At 71.1% G+C, this 15,257-nt stretch carries 10 protein-coding genes and 1 pseudogene; 6 read left to right on the top strand and 5 right to left on the bottom strand.

Annotation, left to right across the window (positions count from 1 at the left end; genetic code table 11):
* Positions 1–65 precede the first annotated feature (65 nt).
* The 4 genes from ACIQTP_RS29085 to ACIQTP_RS29070 all read left to right on the top strand — a co-directional run bounded on the left by ACIQTP_RS29085 (position 66) and on the right by ACIQTP_RS29070 (position 5,228).
* On the top strand, positions 66–755 hold the full coding sequence (locus ACIQTP_RS29085; RefSeq protein WP_403405074.1) for a 7-cyano-7-deazaguanine synthase: 690 nt from the start codon (positions 66–68) through the stop codon (positions 753–755).
* Positions 752–1,777: an isopenicillin N synthase family dioxygenase gene (locus ACIQTP_RS29080; protein ID WP_403405071.1), complete on the top strand. Its 1,026-nt coding sequence runs from the start codon at positions 752–754 to the stop codon at positions 1,775–1,777. The genes ACIQTP_RS29085 and ACIQTP_RS29080 overlap by 4 nt, the downstream gene beginning before the upstream one ends.
* Before the next feature lie 111 nt (positions 1,778–1,888).
* Complete coding sequence (locus ACIQTP_RS29075; protein ID WP_403405068.1) at positions 1,889–3,721, top strand: BTAD domain-containing putative transcriptional regulator; 1,833 nt, start codon at positions 1,889–1,891, stop codon at positions 3,719–3,721.
* A 238-nt stretch (positions 3,722–3,959) separates the two neighbouring features.
* Positions 3,960–5,228, top strand: a complete 1,269-nt coding sequence (locus ACIQTP_RS29070) for an ATP-grasp domain-containing protein (protein ID WP_403405065.1) — start codon at positions 3,960–3,962, stop codon at positions 5,226–5,228.
* A 208-nt stretch (positions 5,229–5,436) separates the two neighbouring features.
* On the opposite strand, the pseudogene ACIQTP_RS29065 reads toward ACIQTP_RS29070, so the two are convergent.
* Positions 5,437–5,577 (bottom strand): annotated as a pseudogene (locus ACIQTP_RS29065) (helix-turn-helix transcriptional regulator); the annotation flags it as partial.
* Between the two features lie 81 nt (positions 5,578–5,658).
* Between ACIQTP_RS29065 and ACIQTP_RS29060 the strand changes: the two are divergent.
* Positions 5,659–6,405: a 2OG-Fe dioxygenase family protein gene (locus ACIQTP_RS29060; protein WP_403405062.1), complete on the top strand. Its 747-nt coding sequence runs from the start codon at positions 5,659–5,661 to the stop codon at positions 6,403–6,405.
* Positions 6,406–7,216: 811 nt separating this feature from the next.
* Positions 7,217–8,170, top strand: a complete 954-nt coding sequence (sbnA, locus tag ACIQTP_RS29055) for a 2,3-diaminopropionate biosynthesis protein SbnA (protein ID WP_403405059.1) — start codon at positions 7,217–7,219, stop codon at positions 8,168–8,170.
* 365 nt (positions 8,171–8,535) lie between these two features.
* Here sbnA and ACIQTP_RS29050 read toward each other — a convergent pair whose 3' ends face one another.
* The 4 genes from ACIQTP_RS29050 to ACIQTP_RS29035 form a co-directional block, all read right to left on the bottom strand.
* Positions 8,536–8,967, bottom strand: a complete 432-nt coding sequence (locus ACIQTP_RS29050; RefSeq protein WP_403405056.1) for a VOC family protein — start codon at positions 8,965–8,967, stop codon at positions 8,536–8,538.
* A gap of 395 nt (positions 8,968–9,362) precedes the next feature.
* Positions 9,363–14,297, bottom strand: a complete 4,935-nt coding sequence (locus tag ACIQTP_RS29045) for an amino acid adenylation domain-containing protein (protein ID WP_403405053.1) — start codon at positions 14,295–14,297, stop codon at positions 9,363–9,365.
* Between the two features lie 14 nt (positions 14,298–14,311).
* A complete protein-coding gene (locus tag ACIQTP_RS29040; RefSeq protein WP_403405050.1) occupies positions 14,312–15,049 on the bottom strand; it encodes a thioesterase II family protein in 738 nt (245 codons plus the stop codon).
* Positions 15,046–15,255 (bottom strand): MbtH family protein, encoded by a 210-nt coding sequence (locus ACIQTP_RS29035; protein WP_403405047.1) that lies wholly within the window; start codon positions 15,253–15,255, stop codon positions 15,046–15,048. The genes ACIQTP_RS29040 and ACIQTP_RS29035 overlap by 4 nt, the downstream gene beginning before the upstream one ends.
* Positions 15,256–15,257: the final 2 nt, after the last annotated feature.

Raw genomic sequence — 15,257 nt, 5'->3', positions numbered from 1 at the left:
CACACCGGGGCCCTGATCCCCAAGTACTGATCCTCCATCCATTTCCGTCTGACGGAAGGCGACGCATGCCGAAAACTGTCGCAATCGTCTCCGGCGGCCTGGACTCGGTCACCATGGCCTACCACCTCCAGGCGCAGGGACACACACTCCACCTGCTGTCCGTGAACTACGGCCAGCGTCATCTCGTCGAGCACGAGTTCGCCGCGAAGGCGGCTCGATCGCTCGGGGTGCCGCACGACGTCGTCGATCTCAGCCCCGTCGGCAAGCTCCTGAGCGGCTCCTCGCTCACCGACCCGACCGTCGACGTGCCGGATCACAAGAGCGGGTCGTCCGGCGAGAGCCCCAACGTCGTACCCAACCGCAACGCCCTTCTGCTGTCCGTCGCCTTCGCGGTCGCCGTCGCCGAGAAGGCGGAAGCGGTGGCCGTCGGGGTGGTCGACGACCTGCAGGCCGCGCCCGACAGCAATGCCGCGTTCATCGATTCCTTCCTCGCCATGGAGCGGATCGCGACCCGCGGATACGCGCACCCCGACCTGACCCTGACAGCGCCGCTGGTCAGGCTGCGCAAGAGCGACGTGGTGTCGCTCGGTGAGGAACTCGGCGTCCCCTGGAGCGAGACCTGGAGCTGCTTTCGTGGCGACGCGCTGCAGTGCGGACGGTGCGCCGCCTGCAGGGAGCGGCAGGAAGCGTTCCGGGACGCCGGCGTGACCGACCCGACGACCTACCAGACCAGCGATTCGAAGGAGCTGCGATGACCGACCCCTTTCCCGTGCTCGACCTCCGTGACGCCGCCGGTTCGGAAGAAGCCCGGGCAGAGTTCCTGTACCGGCTGCGCAAGGCCGTGCACGAGATCGGCTTCTTCCAGCTCGTCGGCCACGGCATCGAGGACGCCGACGACATGCTCGAGCTCACCCGCCGGTTCTTCGCCCTGCCCGAGGCCGATCGGCTCGCGCTGAACATCCTCGACTCGCCGCTGTTCCGCGGCTACTCCGAACTCGGCCGCGAACACACCCGGGGCGTGCCCGACCAGCGCCAGCAGCTGGACATCGGGCCGGAGCAGCCCGAGCGGCAGCCCGAGCCCGGCGATCCCGCCTACCGGTGCCTGATCGGCCGGAACCAGTGGCCCGCGGCGATGCCCGAGCTGCGCCCGGCCATCGAGTCATGGATCACCCGGCTGACCGATCTGTCACATCGGCTGCTGCGGCTGCTGCTCGAGTCGCTCGACGCCCCCGCCGGGTTCCTGGACGATGTGGTCGATCCGGACCCGCAGATCCACCTCAAACTCCTGCACTACCCCGGCCCCGCGCAGGCGAGCGAGGACACGGGCGAGGGCCAGGGGACCGGCATCCACAACGACCTCGGGCTGCTCACTCTGCTCGTCCAGGACGGCAACGGCGGCCTCCAGGTCGCGGTCGAGGACGGCAAGTTCGCCGACGTGCCGGTGATCCCGGGGGCGTTCGTGGTCAACCTGGGGGAGCTGCTGGAGGTGGCGACGAGGGGCTACGTGCGTGCCACCCTCCACCGGGTGGTCCGGCCCGCCCCGGGCGTCGACCGTTACTCCATTCCCTTCTTCTACAACCCTCGGCTGGACGCCACGATGCAGCCATTGCCCAGCCCATATGTCGAGGGCGCCAGCGGAGTCATCGACGTCGCCGACAACCCGTTGTTCGCCCTCTACGGCGACAACGTCATGAAAGGGCTGATCCGCTCCTTCCCCGACATCGTTGCCCGACACCACCCGACGCTGGCCGCGGGAGCCGGGTCCAGGAGTTCCTGACACCGGGCGGCCGAGCACATTCTCACCGCCCGGCCCGAGTGGTCGGGCCTGGCGGTGGCGTCGCTGGCCGGCCCGACGGGGACCGAACGAACATGAGGCAGGGCGAATTTCATGAGAATCAACCTTCTCGGGCCGCTCCAGGCCTACGGGGACGATCACCGCGTCGACCTGGCGCCGGCCGCCCAGAAAGTACGTCAGACACTGGCACTGCTCGTGCTGAACGCGGGCCGGGTGGTGCGCTTCGAGCAACTCATGGACGAGCTGTGGGACGCCGACCCGCCGGCCAGCGCGCACACCGCTCTGCAGACGTATGTGTACCAGCTCAGGAAGCGGTTCTCCCTCGGCAACCCGAGGAGCGGCGGCGCGGTACGGGCGGCCGGCCCGCTGCTGGGCACGGTCGACGGCGGCTACCAGCTGTCGCTGCCCGCCGACCACGTGGACGTCTTCCGGTGCGAGCCGCTGCTCGCCCGTGCCCGTGCGGAGTTCCGTGACGAGGACTTCGCAGGAGCACGTGACACGGCCGCCGCGGCGCTGCAGCTGTGGCGGGACGATGCCCTGGTGGACGTGCGCAAGGGGCCCGCGCTGCAGGCCGAGGCGGTCCGCCTGAAGGAGTTGCGTACCAGCGCGCACCACCTGCGGATCGAAGCCGACCTGCACCTCGGCCGGCACCACGAGGTGCTCGGCGAACTCACCTCGATGGCCGGGCGGGAACCCACGAACGAGTGGGCCCAGCGCAATCTGATGACGGCTCTCTACCGCATGGACCGGCGGGTGGAGGCGCTCCAGGTCTACCAGCGGGCACGCGAGCGGATCGCCACCGAGCTGGGTCTCGACCCTTCCCCCGAACTCCAGGCCCTGCACACGGCTATGCTCACGTCGGACGAGGAGCTGCTGCGTCCCGCCGGGCGGCTTACGGCCGTGACCGCCGCCACCCGGGCGCCCTGCCATCTGCCCGCCCCGCGCGAGCGTCTGACCGGTCGCGCCGGCCAACTGGCGCGCCTCACCGCGGTGCTGGCCGGCCGGGCGCGGGCGGACCGGCCGCTCGTGATCGTGGGGGGCGCTCCCGGCACGGGGAAGAGCGAGCTGTGCCTGCACGCCGCGCATCAGGTGAGCGGTCACTACCCGGACGGACGGCTCTACGCGCGCCTGCGCGACGGCGCCGGCCGGCGGGTGCGGCCCGCCGAGATCCTCCGCTCGTTCCTGCGTGGACTCGGCGCGACGGAGGAGCAGTTGCGACTGAGCACGACCGACCTGAGCCTGTTGTTCCGTAGCTGGACCGCAGACCTGCGCGTCCTGGTGGTGCTCGACGACGTGTGCGACGTACGGGACTTGACGCCGCTGCTGCCGTCCGGCGGCGGCTGCGGCGTGGTGATCGGAAGCCGACGGCGGCTGTTCGTGTCATCGTCGGCGGTCCACGTCGAACTGGCGGGACTGCCCTTCGACGACTGTCTGCACCTGCTGGCATCCTCCGTGCCGAGCCACCGGGCCACCATGGACCCGGAGGGGCTGCGGCGGCTGGCCGGGTTGTGCCGGGGGCTGCCGGGCGCGCTCTTCGCGGTCGCTTCGCAGCTGCGCCGCCGCCCGCACTGGTCGGCCCGGCAGGCCATTGCCTGGGTCCTCGCGTCCGGAGGCGCCGCCAGCGATCCGCTGGGCGTGCGGGCCGGATTCGACCGGACGCTCGCGACGCTGCCCGCCGAGTCGCGGTCCCTGGCGTACGCGCTGTTGTCTCCCGGCGTCCCCGATCGGCTCACACCGGCGCTTGCCGCCGCGGCCCTGGGGATCAGCGACCAGCAGGCCGAGGACCTGCTGGAGGAACTGTCGGAGAGCTACCTGCTGCGCGCGCAGCACCCGTGCGTGAACGGCCGGTTCTCCTACGAATGGGAGCCTGGGATACGCCCGTTCGCGGCGCGGCAGAGCAACGCGCCGGTCATGTGCTCCGCCTGACGGTCACGGCTCCAGGACGACCTTGCCCGTCGTATCGCGCGTCTGACTCTTTCCTCGGGCTGACCAGCGCGCTGGGCCGCACCCCGGTGCGGTTCGAGGAATTCACACGAAGCGTGGAGACCTACGCCACCGGTGTGTTCCGTGGCTCCGTGATCGCCGGGGTGATCTTACGCAGGACCGTACCGGCCGGCGCGCCTCGCCCGAACCCGCCCAAGCAACCGAACCTTGGAGAACCGTCATGCCACAGCGCCCGAAACTCGTCCTCGTCGGTCAATTGTCGAAGTTCCCCTGGGTGTTCGAAGCCGCCGAGCGTGCCGGTATCGACCTGATCCTGATCCCCCGGGGGGACGACACGGCGGAGTCCGCCGGGCGGGCCAAGTCGGTGGTCGAAGTGCTGCCACTGGACATCGACGGAAACCCGGACGATGCGTTGTCCGCGCTCGCCGACCGCTACCGGCGGGATCCCTTCGACGGCATCATGTCGGGCAACGAAAGGGTCATACCGTTCGTGGCGCGCGCCGCTCGGGAGCTGGGCCTCACCGGGCTGACCGAGGAGGCGGCGGCCGTGGTGCGCGACAAGCGCAGCATGCGCCAACGCCTGCTGGAAGCGGGTCTGGGCGTGCCCGGCTTCGTGGTCATCAAGGATCCGGACAGCTGGACCGACGCGCTGACCTTGCGGTTCCCCGTCGTGGTCAAACCAGCGGACGGCCACTCCAGCTTCGGTGTGATCCGTGCGGATGACAGGGACAGCCTTGAGCAGGCCGTGGCCCGCACCTGGAAGCTCGCCGAAACCCACCTGGGCGCCGCCGACGGATCGGACTCGGAAACCAGTGTGCTGGTCGAGGAGTACCTGGACGGGCCGGAGATCTCCGCCGAATCCCTCGTGCACCACGGGCAGGTACGGGTCTGTGCCATCAGCTGGAAGGGAGAATTGACGGGGCCCTACTTCGAGGAGTCCACGTTGCGGGCTCCCGCCCAACTGCCCGCCGAGATACTCGCTGCGATCGAGGCGGAGGTGATCGGTGCCCACCACGCCTTCGGCGTCACGGAAGGCACCACGCACACCGAACTGCGGCTGGTCGGCGGGGTGCGGCCGGTGCTGCTGGAGATGACCGCGCGCCTCGGCGGCGGGGGCAATATGCACCACCTCGTCCACGTCAGCAGCGGGATCGACCTGGCCGCCGAGGCGCTGCGCGTCCACCTCGGCCGGGAGCCGCTCTGCTGGCGTGAGGAGCCGGCACCGACCGGCCACGCGGCGGCCTATCTGGTGCCGATCGGCAGCGGCGGACGGGTCAAGCAGATACGCGGCTTGGACGCGGTGCGTACCGACCCGCAGGTGGACTACGTGGTGCAGACCGCGGGCCCCGGCGCACTGCTGCTCCCCTACCCGGACTGGTCCGGGAACCCGGCGGTCGTGCTCTCCCACCACGAATCGGATGCGCAGGCCCAGGCCTACCTCGACCACCTCGCCCGGACGCTGCACGTCGAGTACGAGGAGCAGGATTGAGCACACGCCACGACACACAACGCCTCCGGCGATCTGCCTGACCACCGAACGTGGCTTCTCGGCACGGCCCGCTCCGAGGGCGACCCAGCGGTACGTCAGAACTCAAGTCAGGGAAGTCCTGGGGATTCCCCCGTGCCGGGATCGGGTCAGGATGCCCGCCCCGGCCGCTGCCAGGCGTGAGGGCCGCCGACAGCGGGGCGCGCGACGTCACTCCGATCTTGCCGAACATCCGGTACGGGTGGCCGGCCACCGTTCGTACTGAAATGCGCAGTCGACCGGCGATCTCTCGGTTGGTCAGACCCGAGACGGCCAATTCGACGACCGTCGTTACCGGGCGTGACCGGACCATCGGTCGCACCCGACATCAACCGCACCCGGCCCGGCCGGAAACGCCGGCCCCGCCGGGACACCCGTGCAGAGGGGAAACACCATGACCGACATCATCAGCAGCACGCCGACCACCGGACAGCAGCTCCGTGACGGCGTGCCCACCTACTCGGAGCAGGTCCGCCGCACCGGCTTCATCGTCTTGCACAAGCAGGAGCTCGCCGGGCTGATCAGCGACCCCGACCTCGAGGAACTCCGCGGCGCCTGGGAGAACCTGCCGGTCGACACCCAGGTCGACGGCGTCGACGTCTACCGCGAGCGCCGCTACGGTCGGCTGCGCGTCGACGTCGACGGCGACACCGCCACCTTCGAGGTCCTGCCCAACGCCGTCTTCCGCCAGGACTCCATCCCGCTCTGGAAGGGCAAGGACCGGGTCTTCGAGCCGGTCGCCGAGGACGTCCTGCTCAGCGCCGGCATGCGCGCCCTGGTCGGTTTCAACGCCCGGATGGCGACCGCGCTCAACGGCAACACCTCGTGGAAGGTCGGGGTTCACCTGGTCCGCGTCGTCGCCCGCGCCGGCGCCGATGGCCTGCCCACCCCCGAGGGCCGCCACCGCGACGGCCATTCCTACGTCGGCTTGCACCTGATGCGCCGCGACGGCGTCACCGGCGGCCTGTCCACCGTCCACCCCAACGACGGCAGCGACATCGTGCAGACCACCCTGCTCCAGCCGCTCGACTCCATATTCTTCGACGACAACATGATCACCCACGAGGTCTCGCCGACCGTCTCCGAGGGCGCCTCGGGCGTGCGCGACATGCTCCAGATCGACTTCAACCCGGTGGCCTGAGCCTACGAACCGGGCGAACGAGGCGGAGCTGCCGCACGCCATGCTGCGCAGCCCGTCGGCCTCGGGCTCCGAGTGCGCCCTCGCCGACCGTGCCGGGCAGGCCGCCGGTGCGGCTCGCCGACGGCGTCCCGCACGGCCGGGGCCGCGGTCGACGCCGAGGGTTCGCCGGCGGCCATGATCTGCGCGGCCGCGCGGTTCGCCCGGTCCGACCTGTCGGCCCGCGTCGTCGTGCTCGGCGCCGACGACGAGGAGCGCCACTCGGCGGGGGGAACCCAGCGGCTCGTCCTGCGTGGGCGTCGGCTACGAGGGCAACCCGCGCTTCAGCATCGGCGTCAGCGTGCCCGTGGCGCACACCAGCTCACCACCCGTCGGCTTCGACGTCGACGAGTTCCTGCGCGAGCTGCCCAGCGGCGAGCACCGGGTCACGGTGTTCGAGCACGTGCCGGCGGTGCGCTCGGTGCGTTACCGACCCGGTGGTCCGCGCGCTGAGCGCCGCGATTCGCGAGAACGGCGCACGGCAGGTGCCCAAGCTCAAGCTGGGCGCCGCCGACCGGAACGTGGTCGGCCCCGAGGAGTCACTGACCGACGACGCCATCACCCACCTTCCAGGCCGGCGTGCAGGCGGTCGGCGCGGGTGTCTTCCCAGCTCCGCCGAGTGACCCCTCTTTTCTCCCGTACGAAGCCTTTGTCGTATCGCACTTGAGTCGCGGTTGAGCCGTGTCGACCGATCCCGTGCCACACTCGGCCCATGCTCCACAGGCGTGCTGATCAGTCTCTGATCGAACGGACAAGGCAAATTCGCAGGGGCCTCATGGGAACCCCGCTGATTCCCCTGGCGGACGAGCAGTGCGATATCGTCGCGAAGCTGGAATTCTGCAATCCCACCGGAAGCAGTAAGGACCGTTCGGCGCTGTGGATTCTGGAACAGGCGATCGGTCGCGGGGAGATAGCGCAGGACACGACGGTGGTCGAGTCGTCGTCCGGCAACTTCGCGCTGGCCCTGGCTTTCTACTGCCGAATGCTCGGCATTTCGTTCGTCCCGGTCATCGATCCGAACTGCAACGAGGCCACCGAAGCCCAACTCCGGCTGCTGTGCGAGCGGGTGGAGAAAGTCTCCATCCGTGATGTGACGGGCAGCTACCTGAAGAATCGGCTGTCCCGGGTGCAGGAACTGCTGGTTGAACTCGACTCGGCCTACTGGCCCAACCAGTACGCCAATCCGGATGCCCGCGACGCGCATTACCGCTTCACCGCGGGCGAGCTGATCGCGCAGGCCGGCCCGCTCGACTATCTCTTCGTCGGCGTGGGCACGGGCGGCACGATCGCCGGGCTCTCCCACCGGATCAAGGAAACGTACCCGGGCTGCGTGGTCGTCGCTGTCGACGCCGAAGGCTCGGTGATCTTCGGTGGTCCGCCGAAGAAGCGGCGGATCCCCGGCATCGGCTCCAGCATCGTGCCGCCGCTGTGCGGTCAGGCACTGATCGACCAGGTCGAGATCGTCTCCGAGGCGCGCGCCGTCGAGGCCTGCACCACCCTGGCCGCCAAGTACGCCCTGTACGCGGGCGGCTCGACCGGCAGCACCTACGCCGCCGTCCAGGACTACTTCACGCGGCACCGTCCCGGCACCCACCGACCCCGCGTCGCCTTCATCGCCGCCGACCGCGGCCACGCCTACGCCCAGACCATCTACGACCCCACATGGGTCCAGCAACTGCGCACGGACACGGTGCAGGCCCCCGGCGTCGAGACCCTGGCCGTCAACTGAAGGAGCCGTCGCCGCTCTGTCGACCGTTTAGCGCGGCGAACTGGACTGGAGCTCGTGCCGGACGTCCTGCACGGCCGCAGGCTGGGAGTGATCTTCCGGGACGTCATACCAACGGCGCCTACCTCTGGAACAAGGACGCCGACATCTATCTCGACGAGTCCGCCGAGGTCGCCGAGCACGTCCGGCAGGTGACCGACGCCCCGAACTCGCCCTGGGGCGGACTTCTGAAGCCGGCCGGGGCCGGCGGCGTGACCGACCGCCGCAGACGTCCAGGGCCCGCCTCTCCCCGAGCGTTCGCCGACCCGTGCGAGGCCGTCGATGTCCCGACGCGGGAGGCAGGCCCTGGCAACGCCCACGACAAGATCTCAGGCGGCGAACACTTGGGAGTCGTCGGCGAACGCCTTGAACTCCAGGGCGTTGCCGGCCGGGTCGAGCAGGAACATCGTCCACTGCTCGCCGGTTTCGCCTGCGAAGCGCACGTAGGGCTCGATGACGAAGTCGGTGTCCGCGGCGCGCAGCCGGTCGGCGAGCCGGTGGAAGACGTCGATGCTCAGGATCAGCCCGAAGTGCGGTACGGGGACGTCGTGGCCGTCGACCGGGTTGTGTGCCTGTGCGGCGCGGGCCGGGGCGAGGTGCGTGACGAACTGGTGGCCGTGCAGGTTCCAGTCCACCCAGGTGTCGGCGCTGCGGCCCTGCTCCAGGCCGAGCGTCTCGCCGTAGAAGCGGCGGGCGGCGTCCAGGTCGTCGACCGGGACGGCGAGGTGGAAACGGGGGATGGGGGAGGCGAGAACGGTCATGGGTCCGGGGTTCCTTCCGTGCGGCGTGGAGTGCCTGGCGCTTACCAGTTCTGACGGGTGGGGGAAAAGGTCAGGTCGTTGACGGTGACATCGGTTGGTGGGCACACCGAGGGCCACGCCGAGCCGTTCGGCCAGTTCGGCGCCGTACCCGTCGGCTGCGATCACGGCGACGTGCGCGTGCCGCGCGACGGCGTCGACTGTGTCGGCCAGGCCACCAGTGTGGATGATGTCGTCGCTGAGGGCACTGGTGTCGAACGCGCCGCGGTGGCAGTGCGGCACCTCCGCGGCGCTCTCTACGCGGACGACGGCGCAGCCGCGGTCGGTGAACGCCTGCGCCGGCGCCTAACTCGACGGATAGGCGTCGACCAGGACGACGCTCGTGCTGTTGGTGCCGCTCATCGCTGTGTGTCCTCCCCGAGGGCCTCGGCGAGGCCCTCGACGGTGGGGTTCCTGAAGACCAGGACCGGCGAGACCCGGCGCCCAAGTCGCTCGCTGAGCCGGCCCGCGACCGTGGTGATGCTCAACGAGGTGCCGCCGACGTCGAAGAAGTCGTCCTGTGGCCCGAAGTCCTCCTCGACGCCCAGGCACTCCCGCCACACGTCGGCGACGAGGAGCTGTTGCTTGGTGACGGCCCGGCGGGTGGCCGGGGCCGGGGCGGCCATCGGGCGTGGGTCGGGCAGTGCGTCCCGGTCGACCTTGCCGTTCGGGGTGAGGGGGATCTCGTCGATCACGGTGTAGCTCTGCGGCAGCATGTACAGCGGAAGTTGCTCCGCCAGATGGGCGCGCAGTTCCGCCGGGTCCGGGGCGGGTCGGCCGGGGTGCTCGAGGATCAGGTAGGCCGCCAGCTGGTCCACAGCGGTGCTGGTGCGGCGCACGGCCACCACGCAGTCGGCGAAGGCCGGGTGGCTCTGGAGCGCGGACTCGATCTCGCCGAGCTCGATGCGGAAACCGCGCACCTTGACCTGGTGGTCGTTGCGGCCGAGGAAGACCAGATTTCCGTCGGGCAACAGCCGGACCACGTCGCCCGTGGCGTACATACGGGCGCCGGGCTCCCCGGCGTAGGGGTCGGGCAGATACGCCCCGGCCGTGCGGGCCGGCCTGCCGAGATAGCCGCGGCCGACCGCGCTGCCGCCGACGTACAGTTCGCCGCGACAGCCTGGGGCAACCGGGCGCAGCCGCGGGTCCAGCACGTAGAGGTGCGCGTTGTCGGTAGCCCGCCCGAACGGGACGCTCGGGCGATGGCTGTGCCGGTCGAGCAGTTCCTCGGTGATCGGGCAGAATGCCGAGGTGACGGTCGCTTCGGTGGGCCCGTACTCGTTGAAGACCTGGCATCCCGGCGCGGTGGAGGACAGGATGCGGCGGGCCACATCGTGCGGCACGGCCTCGGCACCGGTGAACACCAGCCGTACGGAGCCGAGTCGGGGAGCGGGATCCGTACCGGATTCCAGCAGGATCCGCATCTGCGAGGGCGTCGCGTTGAGCGTGGTGATGCCACGCTCGGCGACCTCTCGCAGGAACTCCTCGGGGTCGTAGGCGGCGGTGGGGCTCGCCAGATGCAGTTCGGCGCCGGATACCAGGCACTGGAAAATCTCCCAGACCGAGTTGTCGAACGCCACCGAGTGGTTGAGCAGGGCCCGGTCCCGCCCGGTGAGTCGGCACAGCCGCTGGTTCCACTCCAGGAACCCGGTGATGTTGGCGTGGGTGATCGCGACGCCCTTGGGGTTGCCGGTCGAGCCGGACGTGTAGATCACGTAGGCGAGGTGGTGCGGATGTGCCTCCTCGGCCGGCCCGGGGTCCGCCCCGGGTTCCTGGTCCACCGCCACGAGACGCACGCCGTCGCCGAACAGGGCCGAGCTGGGGTGCCCCGGGTCCGCGACGACCAGGCGTACTCCCGAGTCGGCCAGCAGGTACCGCAGCCGGTCAGCCGGGTAGCCGGGGTCGAGCGGGACGTACGCACCGCCCGCCTTCAGCACGCCCAGCAGGGCGACCACCAGTTCCACCGAGCGTTCCAGGCAGACGCCGACCAGGCTTTCGGGGCGCACGCCCCCGGTCCGCAGCTCCCGGGCCAGGGCCGAGGCCCGCGCGTCGGTCTCGGCGAACGTCAGCGACCGGCCGTCGCCCACGACACAGATCGCGTCCGGGGTGGTCCGCACCTGGCGGTCCCACAGGCGGACCAGGGTGGTCGGCTCGGGCAGCGGCTCGGCCCGGTTGCCGATGGCGAGGGCACGAAGCTCATCGGCCGAGACGATCTCCAGCTCGGACAGTCGGGCCGTGGCGCCGGACACCATCTGCTCGATCACCCGCAGGAAGTGCCGGCCGAGACCCCGGACGAAGTCGGCGTCGAACAGGTCGGTGGCGTACTCGATGGAGATGCTGAGGTCACCGGCCCCTGCGGCGTGGTCCGTCACGTCGACGGCGAGGTCGAAGCGGGCAGTGCCGAGCCGTCCTTCCAGCTCCTTGCGGTCGTACAGCTCGGTGACGTGACCGGCCCTCGGCTCCTCGTGCAGGGCGAACAGCACCTGGAAGAGCGGGTTACGGCTCAGGTCGCGCTCCGGGCTCAGCTGCGCCACCAGCTTCTCGAAGGGCAGCTCCTGGTGCGCGTACGCCTGCCGCGCGACCTCGCGGACGCGGCCCAGCAGCTCGCGCCAGGTCGGGTCGCCCGCCAGGTCGGTGCGCAGGACGACGGTGTTCACGAAGTAGCCGACCACATCGTCCAGTTCGGGGCGCGGCCGGCCGCCTGTCAGGGTGCCGACGGCGACATCGCTCTCGTCGGCGTACCGGCCTAGCAGCACCTGCAACGGGGCCAGCAGGCCCATGAACAAGGTGACGCCCTCGGCCCGGCACAGCGTGCGCAGCCGGTGCGTCAAGTCGGCAGGGATGCGCAGCAGTTCGCGGCGACCGCGGTGGCTCGCGACGGCCGGCCGGGGTCGGCTGGTCGGCAGCTCCAGGACGGGCACGCCGGACAGCCTGGTGCGCCAGTGGTCGAGCAGCCGCTCCAGCTCGGCGCCCGTGAGGCGCTCGCGCTGCCAGGCCGCGTAGTCGGCGTACGTCACGGGCAGCGGTGCCGGGGTGGGGCGGCGGCCGGCGGCGAGCTCCGTGTAGAGCTCGCCCAGTTCCCGCACCATCAGGTCCACCGATGCGCCGTCGCACGCGATGTGATGAATCGTCAGCAACGTGATGTCACGGCTCGGGGTGCGCAGCACGTCCGCGCGCAGCAGCGGTGGGCGGTCGAGGGCGAAGGGGGCGCGGATCCGCTCGGTCACCAGCGCGTCCAGGTCCTCCTCGGCGACCTCGGTGCAGCGCAGCGGTACCGGTCCCGTCTCGCGCAGTTCGGGGCGGACCCGGCCGTCGACGGCGACGAGCGCCGTGCGCAGCGCCGGGTGCCGGTGCACCAGCGCGGACAGGCAGTCCTGCAGCAGCGTCAGGTCGACGCGGCCGCCGGGCAGCCCCAGGGCGACCGGCAGGTGGTAGGCGGGCACCGCGTCGTTCAGCTGCTCGAAGAACCAGATCCGTTCCTGGCCGAAGGAGAGTTCGGCGGTCGCGGCCGCGGGAATCGGCTCGTCGTCCGAGGGCGCCACGCCGTCCAGGGCGGCAGCGAGCGCGGCGGGTGTCGGATGCGCGAAGACCGACTGGGCGTCGACCGGCACGCCGAGTTCCACACGCAGCCGAGCCACGACCCGTACCGCGGTGAGCGACTGGCCGCCCAGGCCGAAGAAGTCGTCGTACGGGGACACGTCGTCGAGCCCGAGCACCTCGGCCCACACGCGGCGCACCGCCGCGGTGTGCGGCGGCAGCGGGGCGTCGTCGGGCATCGGCCCGCTCGCCCGGACCGGGCTGTGCGGGATCCGCTCTACGGCGCCGCGGTCGGTCTTGCCCGCGGGGGTGCGGGGCAGGGCGTCGAGCACTGCGTAGCCCTGGGCCACCATGTGGGCGGGCAGCCGCCGCGCGAGGTGGTCACGGACCTGGCGGGGCAGATCCTCGGACACGTTCCGCGCGTCGTGCGCGGGCACGAGGTACGCCACCAACTGGTCGCCGCCGGCTGCCTCGCGGTCGACGGCCACCACCGCGTCCGTGACGAGGGGGTGGCTGCGCACACAGGCCTCGATCTCGCCGAGCTCGATGCGAAAGCCGCGCACCTTGACCTGGTGGTCATTGCGCCCCAGCACCTCCAGAACGCCGTCGGCGGACCACCGGGCGAGGTCGCCGGTCCGGTACAGGCGCCCGGAGGCGTCCCCGAACGGGTCGGGCACGAACCGGTCGGCGGTCAGCGCGGGCCGGTTGAGGTAGCCGCGCGCCACGCCCGCGCCGCCGATCCACAGCTCGCCGGTGACTCCCGGTCCGGCTTCCCGGCCGCCCTCGTCGACGACGTGCAGCCGGGTGTTGGACAGGGCTGTGCCGACCGTGACCCGGTCGGCCACGGTGTCGATGCGGGCGGCGGTGGCCCACACCGTCGCCTCGGTCGGCCCGTACAGGTTCCACAGGGTGCCGCCGGTGGCGAGCAGGTCGCGGGCCAGCTGTGGATCGAGCGGCTCACCGCCCGACAGCAGTACCCGGCCGTGCCCGTCCGTCCAACCGGACGCCAGCAGAATCCGCCAGGTGGTGGGGGTCGCCTGGACGACGCTCACACTCTCCTCGGCGATGGTGGCGGCCAGCAGCTCGGGGTCGGTGTTGGCGGCGCGCGGGGCCATCACCACCGTCGCTCCCCGGGTCAGCGGCAGGAACAGCTCCAGTGTCGAGATGTCGAACGACAGTGGGGTCAGCGCGAGGACCCGGTCGTCCGCCCCGAGGCCGGGGCGTTCGGCCGCACTCCGCAGGAACGAGGCGATCGCCGCGTGGTCGACGGCCACGCCCTTGGGCAGGCCGGTCGAACCGGAGGTGTAGATGACGTAAGCCAGGTGGTGTGGGTGCACCACCTGGGCCACCGGTGCGGCAGGCTCCGCGGGGAGGTCCTCGACCAGCAGGACGTCGGCCGCGCCGGACGCCAGGGCCTGCGCGCGGTGGTCCGCGTCGCACAGCCACAGCCCGGCCCCCGAGTCGGTGGTCATGTGCCGTAGCCGGTCGGCCGGGTAGCTCGGGTCGAGGGGCAGGTACGCGGCGCCCGACTTCAGGATGCCCAGCAGGGCCACGACCATCTCGACCGAGCGGCCGAGACAGACGCCGACCAGGTCCTCCGGTCCGATGCCGCGTGCCTGCAGCTCGGCGGCGAGTGCCGTGGCCCGGCGGTCCACGTCGGCGTAGGTGGCGCGGTGTGCTCCCGCTACGACGGCGACCGCGTCCGGTGTCGCGGCTGCCTGCTGCTCCCACAGTGCGACCAGGGTGGTCGGCGCCATGAACGGATCCTTTCTCAGCCCCGTTCGGGGAAGGTGCGCGTGATCGTCTCTGCCAGCTGTCGTTCCGTGCCGCGCACATACAGGTGGGGGGCGCCAGGGAACAGGTGCAGTTCGAAGTCGGCCGAGGTGTGCTCGCGCCAGCCGGCGAGCTCCGCCCCGTCGACGCTGTCGTCGTCCGAGCCGGCCAGAACGGTCAGGGAACAGGGCAGGGGTGCCTCGGCCCGGTGCGTGTACGTCTCGCACAACGTCAGGTCCGCGCGCAGCAGCGGCAGCAGCAGCTCCTGCAACTCGGCATCCACGCCGTCGAATTCGGCTGTGGCGAGCAGCTTGTCGTCCGGCAGCGTGTGCCGCAGGTCGCGGTCCGGCAGACCGGGGGCGCGCATACCCGACAGGAACAGGCGGTCGGGCAGGCGCGTGTCGAGTGCACGTAGCCGCCGGGCCGTCTCGAAGGCGATCAGAGAGCCCATGCTGTGCCCGAAGAAGGCGTACGGCAGGTCCGTGTGGTCCGCGATGAGCGGCGCGAGCGCGGCCACGGCGTCGTCCAGGGACGTCAGTGCCGGTTCGGCGAGCCGGTTCTCCCGGCCGGGCAACTGGACCGTGCAGACTTCGACGGTGTCCGGCAGATACGCCGCCAGCCGGTAGGCGGAGGCGCCCGCCCCGGCGTGCGGGAAGACGAACAGTCGCCGCCGCGCGGTGAGTTCACGGCTGCCGAGCCCGCGCAGCCAGGCCGTCGCGAAAACACCGGCCGTCATCGTGAGGCTCGTACGGAGCGCGGGGTCTGGTCGGTCCACACCTGCTCGATGTGGTCCAGGCACTCCTGGCGGGTGCCCTGCGCGCCGGTGGCGGTCCAGCCGGCGGGCAGCTCACGGTCGGCGAACCAGACCGAGTACTGCTCCTCGTGGTTCACCACGACGACGTACCGGTCCCCGGCGGGGCCCGGGGCGGCTGAGGCGCTCATGC

It is taken from the genome of Streptomyces sp. NPDC090798, from assembly GCF_044768965.1.
Classification (GTDB): Bacteria; Actinomycetota; Actinomycetes; order Streptomycetales; family Streptomycetaceae; genus Streptomyces.
This window is presented reverse-complemented; position numbering and strand designations above follow the sequence as displayed.

What these genes read in the sequence shown, in the direction of transcription:
- ACIQTP_RS29085 (WP_403405074.1), top strand. Translation starts at nt 66, where the DNA reads ATGCCGAAAACTGTCGCAATCGTCTCCGGCGGCCTGGACTCGGTCACC.
- ACIQTP_RS29080 (WP_403405071.1), top strand. Translation starts at nt 752, where the DNA reads ATGACCGACCCCTTTCCCGTGCTCGACCTCCGTGACGCCGCCGGTTCG.
- ACIQTP_RS29075 (WP_403405068.1), top strand. Translation starts at nt 1,889, where the DNA reads ATGAGAATCAACCTTCTCGGGCCGCTCCAGGCCTACGGGGACGATCAC.
- ACIQTP_RS29070 (WP_403405065.1), top strand. Translation starts at nt 3,960, where the DNA reads ATGCCACAGCGCCCGAAACTCGTCCTCGTCGGTCAATTGTCGAAGTTC.
- ACIQTP_RS29060 (WP_403405062.1), top strand. Translation starts at nt 5,659, where the DNA reads ATGACCGACATCATCAGCAGCACGCCGACCACCGGACAGCAGCTCCGT.
- sbnA (WP_403405059.1), top strand. Translation starts at nt 7,217, where the DNA reads ATGGGAACCCCGCTGATTCCCCTGGCGGACGAGCAGTGCGATATCGTC.
- ACIQTP_RS29050 (WP_403405056.1), bottom strand. Translation starts at nt 8,967, where the DNA reads ATGACCGTTCTCGCCTCCCCCATCCCCCGTTTCCACCTCGCCGTCCCG.
- ACIQTP_RS29045 (WP_403405053.1), bottom strand. Translation starts at nt 14,297, where the DNA reads ATGGCGCCGACCACCCTGGTCGCACTGTGGGAGCAGCAGGCAGCCGCG.
- ACIQTP_RS29040 (WP_403405050.1), bottom strand. Translation starts at nt 15,049, where the DNA reads ATGACGGCCGGTGTTTTCGCGACGGCCTGGCTGCGCGGGCTCGGCAGC.
- ACIQTP_RS29035 (WP_403405047.1), bottom strand. Translation starts at nt 15,255, where the DNA reads ATGAGCGCCTCAGCCGCCCCGGGCCCCGCCGGGGACCGGTACGTCGTC.